Source organism: Meridianimarinicoccus aquatilis (assembly GCF_004358675.1).
GTDB classification, from domain to species: domain Bacteria; phylum Pseudomonadota; class Alphaproteobacteria; order Rhodobacterales; family Rhodobacteraceae; genus Meridianimarinicoccus; species Meridianimarinicoccus aquatilis.
Genome location: NZ_SMZO01000018.1, coordinates 1 through 11576, shown reverse-complemented (window position 1 = coordinate 11576; position 11576 = coordinate 1). Strand labels below are relative to the sequence as shown.

The following is an 11576-nucleotide window of genomic DNA, read 5'->3' as shown; positions in this document are numbered from 1 at the left end:
CCGGCGGTATCTATTTGCTCAGAAGGCCGGGCGCTCCGCCGGAAATCAACAACGCCACTTCGAACATCGCGTGGGTTGGCGACAGCCCGGGGGGAACCGCGATATAGCGCGACCGCCATTCGGGCCGAAATTTCTGCTTGAAGGCCCGCAGACCAGTGAAGTTGTAGAACGCGCCACCGTGGCGATACAACAGCCGCCCAAAGCGGTTCCACAGTCGTTCGATTGATCGTTCTGACAGGCCCGCAAGCGGGGCCATTCCAAGGCTGAATTCGGCCGCACCGGCATCTCGGTAATGCTCGATCAGGGAGACGAACATGAACTCCATGATGCCAGAGGCCTCGTCCGGCAGATACCGCATGAGATCAATGGCGACGTTGCGACCGTCTCCCGGTGCGAGGATATTGGCAAAGGCAAGCACCTGATCGCCGGAACGAATGACCGCAATGGGGGAGCGGTTGAGGTATTCCGTGTCGAACCGACCGACCGAGAACCGCTTTTCGCGCCCCGTCTTGCCTGTCAGCCATGCGTTGGAAATGGTCTCTAACTCGCCTAGCAAATCTGCACTGTGGGGCGGCGACATGATTTCCAGTGTCGTACCTTGTCGGCAGCGCTTGTTATACGCGGCGCGCATGGATTTGAACTTGGCCCCTGCAAGCGAAAAACCGGGCAGATGGACCACGGCTTCTTCGCCGATCTTGTGCAGGGCCAGCCCCATTTCGACCAGCCGGGGGAGGTGCCGCTGACCGGTTTCATAGAACACCGCCCGGCCGCCTGCGCGCTGCGCCTTCTCGACAAAGGACCAGCACAATTCTTCAATCTCGTTCGGGTTGCCGACCGGATCGCCAAGGGCGACCCATGTTCGGCCCTGCACGGCATACATGATGAAGGCGCCACCCTGTTCCGAAAAGACGAACTGTTTGTCGCCCGTCATTGCAAGACAGGCCTGCGGTGCGTCGACATCCGCAAGCAGACGCGCCGCCCGGTCCAAACCGTTCGCCCCCCCGGCGATAGGGCGCGGCTGGCGCGCCGGGCGCAGCGCGATATACACTGCGAAGAACAGCAACAGGGCTGACGCTGCAAGGCCCGCGCGCAAGGATCGCGGCGTGGCTGAATCCGGGCTGAACTCTGTCCAAAGATCGGTGCTATACGGCGTTGTCTGATGGATGAGGAAAAAGAACGAAGACACGCCAAGCAGCACGCTGAATACCACAAAAAGCCAACTCGCCGAGAACACACCAGAGGTCAGTTTTGCCTGACGGTAAAAGGCAGACCGAAACGGCAAAAGAGAAGTGATCCCCAGCGCCAGCAAAAGGGCGCTTTCATAGTTCAGGCCGTGCAACATGGATGCGACAACCCCGCCTGTCATCGTCGCCAGCGTCAACCAAAAGGCGGCTTCGATCCGACGGACCAATCCGTGCGACAAGATCAGCAGAAGCCCGCCGGCCATGGCAGAGACAAGCGTTCCGCCCTCCAACAGGATCGTCGCCGCCAGATCACCGTCTTGCAGCGCCTTGCCCGCCGCAGAGGGGATCATGGACACAAGCATCAGGTACACGCCAAAGGCGAAAACAGCAGCCGCCACAAGGGACGGAACCACGCCATTGAGCGATTCCATGGCTGGACGAAGGGGGCCGGTGACGCGGCCAAGGTACTTTGACGCCCAGCCCCCCGCCATGCGCGCCTCGTTCAGCGAGACGAGCACGAAGCCAAGCCCAAAGGGGATCAGGTAATAGACGAAACGGAACAGCAACAGCGCTGCCGCGGCTTCGCCCACCGGCACACTTGCAGGCAGTGTCCCTATGACCACGGTTTCGAACACTCCGATGCCGCCGGGAACATGGCTTGCCACGCCGATCATGACCGCAATTGAATAGATTGCGACAAAGGCTGCGAAGTCGGGCTTGCCGGCTGGCAACAAGATCCAAAGGGTAAACGCCGCTGCTGCGACATCAATCAGTGTGATAAGAAGCTGCAGGCCAAGGCTCTTCGGTTCAGGCAGGCTTAACTCAAAGCGCCAGACCTTTTGCGAAATTCCGGACCATGACACCCAGAGAATCGCGCCGACAGCCACCAGAACACTCGCCGCTGCGGTGAAACTGATCAGGCTTGGCGAAAGGGGCAAATAGGGAACGGCAATTGCCGGATGAAAGCTGAGGGCCGTCAAACCGATCAGGGTAAGACCGGTGCCAAGGGCCATCGCAATATAGGTGGAAACGGCGGTCACTTCGAACGCGTTCAGACCGAAAGCCGAGTAAATTCGGTATCGGACAGCCCCACCGGATACCACGCTGACACCGATCGTGTTGCCAAAGGCGTACCCAAGAAAGCCGCCAAACGCCACGACGCGCGGGGGTAGCTTGCGGCCGATGAACCGAAGGGCAAGCCAGTCGTACCCAAGAAGAGCAGTGTACCCCACCGCGGTCGCACACAGCGCCAGCAAAAGAACATGTGGCGGGGTGTTGCGGATGTGGTCGAGGATGACGTCTGGATCGACGGGCGCCAAAAGATGGTTCAGCGCGTAAAGCCCCAATCCAAACAGGCCGATGCCGAATGCAATCGGCACGAGGTTGCGAAGCGACTGCGATAGAATTTTAGGCATGTAAGATGCCACTTTGTGCTTGTCTGCCCGCTTTTAGGCACTGGTTGTCTCTTGATTGGATAATTGCACTGAGGTTGTAAACAGGTCGTGCAGATCTGGGCAGATGCGCGTCGCACCTGTGCCTCCGTTGCCAGATAGTTTGGGGGGCCAGGGTCATGCACCGCGACCTGATTTTACCGCTGGGTGATCCAATCGGCGAGCCGGGCCAGCCGCGATGTTGAATGGCCTGTCCCGGCTGCCTCGCGTTTGTCCGCAAGATGATACAGGTGGTACATCCCGTGCACGGCCAGCCAGCGCAGCGGCTCTGGTTCCCAGTTGCGGGGCGTTCGGCCAACCCATGGCATGCCCGTGCGTTCCGTGTGCTGCTCAAGGATCAAATCAGCTAAGGTGCGCCCGGCGTGGTTTGATGTCGACACGCCGATGCCGACATAACCCCCGGCCCAGCCAATTCCGGTCTGCGGATCAAGGCCGACCGTGGCGCACCAATCACGGGGCACGCCCAGCACGCCGCACCATGCGTGCTCCAGTGCGACAGAACGGGTCTGCGGCAACAGCCGGTGCAAGATTGCGGCCAGCGCCTCTATGGTGGCGGTTTGAGTCTCGCCGCGCCGGTCAGTGCGGGACCCGAACCGATAGGGAACGCCGCGGCCCCCCATGGCGATGCGCCCATCTGCCGTGCGCTGAGCATAGCAATATGCGTGAGAGGCGTCGCCAAGCATTTCGTATCTGGTCCAACCGATGCTGTCCCAAAGGGCGGCGGGCAGGGGGGCTGTCACGATCTGCGCGCTGTTCAATGGCAGCCACTTTCGCCTGTGTCCAGGAATGCCCGCTGTGAACCCTTCGGTTGCGCATATAATTCGGTCAGCTCTTACAAAGCCACGATCCGTCGTGACAAGGCCCGGTGCGATGCCTTCAACCGTGGTCTGTTCATAGATACACGCGCCTTTGCGTTCGACGGCAGCAGCAAGCCCGCGAACCAGTTTCGCTGGCTGCACCCGTGCGCCGCCCCGTTCCACCAACGCGCCGTGCGCATTGGCGATCTTGATCCGTGCCTTTGCCTCGTCCGTTCCTATCAGCGCGACGCGTTCTGCAGGTACGTCCCAGCGCAAGGCGGTGTCATGTTCAACCTTCAGGCGGCGCATTTGTGCTGGCGAGCAGGCATAGGTGACACAATCGGTGCGCCGGATGTCGGCGTCGATGCCTTCGGCTTTCGCCACGCGCAAGATCTCGTCCACAGTACCGCGTAGCTGCGTTTCCAACGCGATAAGCCCATCACGATTGGTGCCCTGCACATAGCGTTCTCGTTTCCAGCCAAAACTGCCGGTACACCACCCGCCGTTCCGACCGGATGCACCGAACCCTGCGAACTGCTGTTCAATCAGTGCAACGCGCAGCGACGGGCGCGCCAGCATCAGATAATAGGCGGTCCACAGGCCCGTGAACCCGGCGCCGATGATGCACACATCCACGTCCATATCTTCGGTGAGTGGCGCACGATACGACGGCGTGCCGCCCATCTGGGCATACCAGAACGACACATTTCCGTTCGTTGCGACTTGCATGTGTGGCTCCCGTTCCGGGCAAAATGCGCCCACGCTTTCGGCAATGGTACTGCAACCAAGCGCCGGGAAAAGCCAAAAGCCGCGCGCAGGGCTGTCTTGCGCGCGGCTGATCTTGATGTGCGTTGTTTTAGCTGGCCTTGGCCAGTTCAGGCGTCTGAGTGTCCGGTCCTGGCTCGGCCTGCCAAGCGCCGTCGCCAACATAGCGCCACGCAAGTTTGCCTTCTGCATCCATCGCAAACAGATGCATCCAGCGATTGTCGAACAACGCCCGCACAGCATCATGGCGGGCAAGGACTGCGCTGATCGCCTCGCGCGGGGCTTCGACACAGACCGAAAGCCGCAGGGGGTCGTGAATGTAGTTTTGCCCATCATGCACTGACTGCCATGGAAGGCCCACACGAAGTGTTCCGCCATTGCCTTCGACCACGCCGATCCCGCCGGTCACATTGTGCAGCAGCTTGTTGCCGCCGCCGAACAGGCCGGGCGCGACGGTCGAACCAAAATATTGAAGGCTGATCCAGCTGGCCACCACTGCAGGCGCGGTCAGGATCAACTCAAGCACGCTGAAATCCTTGTCCTGATGCCAATCGTAGTCATGCAGAAAAGCGCGCCCCGCCAGCGACTTGCCCGCCGTCCGCCGGCGCGGCGCCGCGATGAAGCCCTTGCAGCCCGCAAGGCCCCATTCAGGGCGTGTTTCTGCCCAATTCCGGCTGCGTTCGGCGATATCTGCGGCGCTGTTGGCCCGTGGCAACCGCAGCGCCCGTTCGCTGCGCGCAAGGGTGCCGGCGGCATCCAGCCAACCAGCTAAGGCCCGCAGGTCCTGCGCGTGCTCTTCTGATTTGGTGTCTGTGTCAAAGACCGTCACGGCGTCAGTGGTCGTGTCATGAAGCGCGCCAACAAACAGTGTGTCGGCCGGGACTTTGATTCCTTTGGCGGCTAGTCCGCTCCGTGTATCCGGATCATTCAGCAAGCTGGCCAACAGCCGGGCGTTGATGTCACCGGCATGGCCGCCGCACGCCCCGCAATGCAAGGCGCTGGCATGGGGGTTGTTCTTGACCTTTGCCCCATGTCCGGCCAGCAGCACCACCCGCGCGAAGTTTTCTGTCAGCGACATGGCGCGCAGGATCCGCTCCGCCGCGTCAATGCGTGTGGCAAGGTCCGGCATTGGGTCAAGCCGTGGCATTGGGTCTGGTTGCGGGGCGGTCCCGGCCCGCCCAAGCGCATCGCGCAACAGGTTGACACCGTGCACGGGGCCGGTTGCCTCAACAAAGGCAAACGACGACACAGCGGCAATCTTGAACCGGCCCCATGCCCGCTTTGCCCGCGCCTTGAACCGGGCGCTTTGGTCTGCTTCGGATTTGCCGCAACTGGTTGAGGTCAGCCCAGCGTTCAACAAAACGGGGAGCCGGTGTTCCACCACGTCAGACGCAAAGCTCCGATGGGCGACTGTCAGGCCAAAGAATCCCGCAAAGCCGAGAGTCTGAATGCCGGGATGGACGGATTCGAGCGCCCGCCGGAACACTTCTGACCGCACATCGATACAGAACGCAGCCTGAATGTCAGGGCGTTCATTGGCCGAGATTGCCGTGACGCTGGACGCGCAAAGCGTTTCTGCCAGATCCCGCTGCGCTGCGCGTTCAGCCGCCTCTTGCAAGATGCTGTCGATCTGCTGGGCGGCGCTGGGGGCACACGGGGTTTCATGTGCGGCAACGATATCGGCCCAGTCTTCGGCGATTTGGTCTTTGTACAGACAGAACAGCGCTTCTTCCCATAGCAACCGTATGGCGAGAAAGTCGGTGATCGTGCAGTCAGACCCACCAGCCAGTTCCGCTTGCCAAGACTGATAGCGTGCAAGTTGCGACCAACCGCCGAGTGTCAGCAGCAATTGATGCAAGTAGGTTTCCAGTGCGGCTTCAGTAAGACCAAGCTGACCCGTCGCCTGCGCAATGCCGTCTTCGGCCGTTTGCGGGGCATCGGCAGCATGTTGGCCGAACCCGCGGAGCCCCAGAATTTCAGGGGTAAGATCATGGGTCGCCACGGCCCGCCACGCAGCATAGGCATTGCGCCCGCGCGATGCGGCCCAAAGGGCCTGACCCTCGTCACAATAGCCAGAGGCAAAAGCGCCAAACCGGTCCGCGATCACCCCCGGCCAATCAATGCCAGAAACTTTTGCGGCAAGGTCCGCGACGGTTGGTAAAGCGGTTGCCGTGGGCACCTCGCTGCGTGCGGCAGCTTTCAGCGCCTCAACATCGGTGCCGTCTGGAACTGGTGTTGCTGCGGCAAGAGCGCCAGCAAGGTCTTCTTCGGTGATTGTGCCATTGGCAATCCGGCTTGCATACCAGTCGCGCGGCATTGTGACCGCTGTGCCCGCTGTCCGCCCAAGCCGGGCTGACACTTGGGCAAGCGTTTCGCCGGTTTGTCCTAAGAACGGGTTGACTGCGACGGTGGCGGCCAGCGGCCATGCCGGTGGAATGGCCCGCGCTGCGGCGTCGCAGGCGGCGGCCAAAGTTGCGGGGGGCAGCCTTGCAGGGGCGATGTAAGCTGTGTCAGTCATGTCAAATATCCTTGGCAACGATCAGAAGGAAGGCTTGCGGGACCAGCCGCCAAGCATTTTGTCGAACAGTGCATTTGCATAAAGCCCGTTGGACAGATGCACGCGCAGGCCCGACGCTGCGGGGTGGTACGCCCACAATGGGAACATCGCTTGTGCAACCGCGACGACGCCAAAACTGAGCAGTGCCAGAACGATCACAGCCCATTCCAAGGGGCCCGGAGCGGGCACGGTCGGCAGAGACCCTTTGGTCAGGATCTGGGCCCCGGTCTGAAGCGCAAAGTACCCAATACCAGCCGCGAGCGAGTAGGCCGCCGTCCAGCGGGTCAGGGCGCGCGGCGCGGCATCTGCAAGCCCCTGCGCCACAAGATAAGCGACGCCAAAGATCAAGATGGCCCCCAGCGCGATGGCTTGAGGTGATTTTTCGGCGACACCAAAGAACAGACCGACAACCGCATAGGTGGCCAATGCGAACAAGAAGGCGCGCCCGACTGCCGCCGTTCTGGGGATCGCGACAGGACCGGGTCTGCGGGCGGCGGCAACCGTTTCAACCGCGGTGCCGGATGACAGGAAGGCATGCGCCTTGTAAAGCGAGTGCGCCACGATGTGCAGCAGCGCAAGCGGGAACAGGGCCAAGCCGCATTGCAGGAACATGAAGCCCATCTGCGCCACCGTCGACCACGCCAGAGAGGTTTTGATCGCGGGCTGCGTCAGCATCACCAGACCGGCAAAGATGGCCGTAAACCCGCCCACCAGTGCCAGCACCGCCAGCATCGCAGGGGCCAGAACCATGACATCGGCCAGGCGGATCAGAAGAAAGCCGCCGCCATTGATCACGCCCGCATGAAGCAGCGCGGATACAGGGGTCGGGGTTTCCATCAACTCAGTCAGCCAGCCATGGGTTGGAAACTGAGCGGATTTCAGCAATGCGGCCAGTGCCAGAAGCCCCGCAATCCAGAACGCACTTGCCGTCCCGTTCTCGGCCTGCGCCGCAGACAGGATGGAGGCGATGTCACCTGTGCCATAGCGGACCAACAAAAGAATAACAGCACCTGTAAGCGCTGCATCCCCAAGACGTGCTGTCACCCACTTCTTATGCGCGGCCCGCTGTGCTGCTACCCGTTCGGGATAGTGCAAAAGCAGTTTGTGTAGCGTCAGACTTGTTGTGACCCAAGCCGCAACCAGCTGGCCCAGATTTCCCGCAGTCACCAAAAGCATGACGGATGCCAAGGTCAGACAGAGCCATCCGGTAAACGGGCCCTGCCGGTCTTCGCCGTCCATATACGTTCCCGCGAAGCGCAGCACGATCCAGCCGAGGAACGTGACCAATAACAGCATTATGACTGAAATCGCATCCAGCCGCGCAGACAGGCCGACACCGGCGATCCCCAGCAGTGCGCTTGTCGCCGGTCCCGTCCAGATCAGCGCGATCGCCGCCAGAACAGCAAACCCAAGCGCGCCCAAGGCGGTCATCTCGATTTGCGTCAGCACTTTGGCTGGGCGCATTTTGGGGCCGCGAAATGCAAGGATCGCTGCAAAAAGCATCAGTATGGGCGGCAGATAGGGCAGGGCTGCGAATGACACGGGCCGGTTCCTTCCTAAAGGTCAGGGGATTTGCCCGTACTTAGCAGTCTGGCCAAGAGTTAAAAAATTCATTGTTTATGATTTTTCGTTCGTTTATTTATATGGAATGGCGGATTTGAATTATCATCATTTGCGGTACTTCTGGGCCGTTGCGCATGATGGAAATCTCACACGCACGGCGGAACGGCTTAACCTTTCGCAATCGGCTGTCTCGGTTCAAATCCGGCGGCTCGAAGAGCAGTTGGGGCATTCTCTTTTTGAACGTCGCGGGCGTCAGCTCTTTCTGACTGAAGCAGGGCGGATTACACTGGACCATGCGGATACGATCTTTGCCGCGGGTCGGGAACTGGTCGGGACGCTGCGTGAACAGGGGGGTACGCGGCAGATCATTCGCATCGGCGCGCTGGCCACATTGTCGCGAAACTTTCACATACAATTTTTGCGCCCAATTCTTGGACGCCCCGATGTAGAAGTGTTTTTGCGGTCCGGAAATACCGCTGATCTGCTCAGTGACCTGCAAGCACAGAACCTTGATACGGTTTTGATCAACCGTCCGCCATCGCGCGATGCGGTCACGCCGTTCGTATCGCACCGATTGGCTGAGCAAGCGGTCAGCCTTGTGGGTACGCCCCGGTTGTTGGGCGCGGAGCGGTCGCTGGCGCGTCTGTTGGCGACTCAACCGGTGATCCTGCCGACGCCGGAAACAGGGGTGCGGATCGGGTTTGATGCGCTGATTGATCGCCTTGGCCTGCGCCCGCAGATCGCCGCCGAGGTAGACGATATGGCGATGATGCGCCTTCTGGCGCGAGACGGGGTCGGTCTTGCCGTCTTGCCGCCGATTGTCGTGCAGGACGAATTGACAACGGGGCGTTTGATCGAAGCGGCCCGTTTGCCTGACATAAGCGAGACTTTTCACGCGGTAACCATCAAGCGGCGTTTCCCGAACCCTCTTCTGGCAGAGTTGTTGGAACAGTCCGATAGGTTCGCATGATTGGCGCAGCGTGCGGTGACTGCCTGCATGCCAGCCCTCATATCCGGCGATGGCTCCCGGCCGCGCGTAAAGCGGCTTTCCCCTGCTTTAGCGTTCCGCTAATGTTCCCATCATTGACAAGGCAGACTGACCCGGTTGGCTGCCAGCTTCAGACATTTTCAAAATGCGGACATTCACCATGCCCTTTCGCTTCATTCATTCTGCTGATTTGCATCTGGGGCGGCGCTTTGGGGCGATGGAAGAAGACGTGCGCGCGCGGTTGGTCGAGGCGCGGCATGGCGTCATCGGGCGACTCGCGTCTGCTGCGCGGGATCATGGCGCAAGCGATATTCTAATCGCGGGGGATCTGTTCGACACCGAAACCGTCACCCCGCGTGTGCGTCAGCAAGCGTTGGCCGCCATGGAGGCCGCGCAGGACATGACGTGGTGGGTGATCCCGGGAAATCATGACAGTCTTGCGGCTGAACCGCTTTGGGACAGCCTGCGAGTTGAGGCTCCTTGCAACCTGCGCCTTTTGGTCGAAGCCGTTCCGGTTTCCATCGCGCCCGGTGTGACCTTGTTGCCTGCGCCTGTTACTCACCGCAGCACGGGTGTGGATGCCACGGCGTGGTTTGCGCAGGCCGAAACCGGGGATGGCGATATCAGGTTGGGTCTTGCCCATGGCGGGGTGCAGACGTTCGGGTCAGAAGACGATCGAAGTGAAGTCATCCCCCCGGACCGGGCCAACACCGCGTGTCTGGATTATCTGGCGCTGGGCGATTGGCACGGCGTGCGGTCCATTACGCCGCGCTGCTGGTATTCAGGCACTCCGGAGCGCGACAGTTTTAAGCATGCAGGGCCGGGCGTATGCCTTGCCGTGACGTTGCCCGGGCCCGGTCTTGCACCAGACGTGATCCAGCACCCCGTTGGCCTGTTCGACTGGCAGCAGCTTGACCTGACCCTGACCCCGGAAATGGATGCGCTTGCCGCGCTGAAGCTGGCTTTGCCCGGCGATACGGCGGCAGACCGGCGGGATATTCTGATCCGGCTGCGTCTTGCCGGGCGGGTTCGCTTGCCTGCGCGCGCAGCCCTGATGGCGGATTTGGCTGCCGTGCGCCATCAATTCTGGTCCTTTGAGGTCGACGAGAGCGCCCTTTCGGTGGATGCACAGCCCGAAGATCTGGATGCCGTGGCCGAAAGCGGTGCGTTGCGCCTTGCCGCAGAGGCGCTTCAGGCCGAAAGCGGAAACACCGCGCTGGCTGAAATCGACCGCCGTGTCGCGGCATCGGCTCTGGCCCGATTGCATACGCTGTTGCAGGGGGATCGGCCATGAAACTGCGCAGTCTCACCCTGACCAATGTGCGCCGCTTTGCGGACCCGATGGAGGTGCGAGGGTTTGGCGACGGGCTGAACCTGCTCGCTGCGCCGAACGAGGCGGGCAAATCCACCATCTTCGAAGCTCTGAACGCGGTGTTCTTTTTGCGCTATGGCTCTTGGAACAAGGACGCGCGGGGGCTTCAACCTTATGCAGGCGGTGATCCGTCCGTTTCTGTTGAAATTGAAGCACCGGCGGGTGTGTTCACTATCCACAAGACCTGGAGCAGTGCACCTGGTCGCAAGCAGGCGCGTGTGACCCAAAATGGCCGCTTGGTTGCACAGGCTGATGCGGCCGAGGCATGGATTGCTGATCTGATCGAAGCGCCCGGCGATGGTGGACCTGCGGGGTTGCTTTGGGTCCGGCAGGGCGAAATCGTCTCTGAAAAGCCAGAGGATGGCGCCGAAGCCCGGCGCGGGGTCTTGTCTTCGGTTGCAGGTGAGGTCGAGGCCATGACAGGGGGGCGCCGCATGGATGCCGCGCGCGCCCGTGTCGAAGAAGAGCTTGCTATGTATGTGACAAGCCGTGGGCCAAGGCGTGGCGGGCCACTTGAACAGGCGGAAACGGCGCTGAATGCTCTGCAATCGCGCGAGGCTGACCTTCAGGGCAAGGCACAGGCGCTGCGCTCTGCGCTGGATCGCCGCCGGGAATTGCGACACGAGTTGAAAGGGCTGGAAGATCCGCAGGCGCACCGCGATCACCTTGCCATGCGCCAAGCGGCAGAGGCCGCACTGGAGGCCGCGAACCGTTACAGCGAACGCCTTGGCACGGCGCGGGCGAAGGCCGAGAATGCCGCGATCCGCCACCAAGCAACGGGCGGCAACATCGACACGCTGAAAGCTGCGCTGGACGAACACCGTGACGCGGCGACGCAATTGGGACACGCGGAACAGAAGGTTTCTGACGGCAAGGCCCTGATGGACGCGGCGACAAGC

Annotated in this window: 7 protein-coding genes; 3 read left to right on the top strand and 4 right to left on the bottom strand. The window is 61.3% G+C overall.

What is annotated here, in order from left to right; translation table 11 throughout:
• Window positions 1–10: 10 nt before the first annotated feature.
• From mprF to E2L05_RS09500, 4 genes are all read right to left on the bottom strand, one after another.
• Window positions 11–2599 carry a bifunctional lysylphosphatidylglycerol flippase/synthetase MprF gene (gene mprF / locus E2L05_RS09515; protein WP_133342683.1) on the bottom strand — a complete coding sequence of 863 codons (2589 nt, stop codon included), beginning with the start codon at window positions 2597–2599 and terminating at the stop codon, window positions 11–13.
• 173 nt (window positions 2600–2772) lie between these two features.
• Window positions 2773–4161 carry an NAD(P)/FAD-dependent oxidoreductase gene (locus E2L05_RS09510; RefSeq protein ID WP_133342682.1) on the bottom strand — a complete coding sequence of 463 codons (1389 nt, stop codon included), beginning with the start codon at window positions 4159–4161 and terminating at the stop codon, window positions 2773–2775.
• 127 nt (window positions 4162–4288) lie between these two features.
• Window positions 4289–6715: a YbcC family protein gene (locus E2L05_RS09505; RefSeq protein WP_133342681.1), complete on the bottom strand. Its 2427-nt coding sequence runs from the start codon at window positions 6713–6715 to the stop codon at window positions 4289–4291.
• 21 nt (window positions 6716–6736) lie between these two features.
• Window positions 6737–8257: a proton-conducting transporter transmembrane domain-containing protein gene (locus tag E2L05_RS09500; protein ID WP_208016245.1), complete on the bottom strand. Its 1521-nt coding sequence runs from the start codon at window positions 8255–8257 to the stop codon at window positions 6737–6739.
• 145 nt (window positions 8258–8402) lie between these two features.
• On the opposite strand from E2L05_RS09500, the gene E2L05_RS09495 reads away from it, so the two are divergent.
• From E2L05_RS09495 to E2L05_RS09485, 3 genes are all read left to right on the top strand, one after another.
• Entirely contained in the window at window positions 8403–9287 is an 885-nt protein-coding gene (locus E2L05_RS09495) for a LysR family transcriptional regulator (RefSeq protein WP_133342679.1), read from the top strand.
• Window positions 9288–9465: 178 nt separating this feature from the next.
• On the top strand, window positions 9466–10599 hold the full coding sequence (locus E2L05_RS09490; protein WP_133342678.1) for a metallophosphoesterase family protein: 1134 nt from the start codon (window positions 9466–9468) through the stop codon (window positions 10597–10599).
• A partial coding sequence (locus E2L05_RS09485) for an AAA family ATPase (protein ID WP_165971725.1) occupies window positions 10596–11576 on the top strand: 981 nt, incomplete at its 3' end. The genes E2L05_RS09490 and E2L05_RS09485, both read left to right, overlap by 4 nt.

Bases quoted from the DNA above. Each gene is read 5' to 3' on its own strand.
- E2L05_RS09500 (WP_208016245.1), bottom strand. From the start codon at position 8,257: ATGCTTTTTGCAGCGATCCTTGCATTTCGCGGCCCCAAAATGCGCCCA.
- mprF (WP_133342683.1), bottom strand. From the start codon at position 2,599: ATGCCTAAAATTCTATCGCAGTCGCTTCGCAACCTCGTGCCGATTGCA.
- E2L05_RS09490 (WP_133342678.1), top strand. From the start codon at position 9,466: ATGCCCTTTCGCTTCATTCATTCTGCTGATTTGCATCTGGGGCGGCGC.
- E2L05_RS09505 (WP_133342681.1), bottom strand. From the start codon at position 6,715: ATGACTGACACAGCTTACATCGCCCCTGCAAGGCTGCCCCCCGCAACT.
- E2L05_RS09495 (WP_133342679.1), top strand. From the start codon at position 8,403: ATGGCGGATTTGAATTATCATCATTTGCGGTACTTCTGGGCCGTTGCG.
- E2L05_RS09510 (WP_133342682.1), bottom strand. From the start codon at position 4,161: ATGCAAGTCGCAACGAACGGAAATGTGTCGTTCTGGTATGCCCAGATG.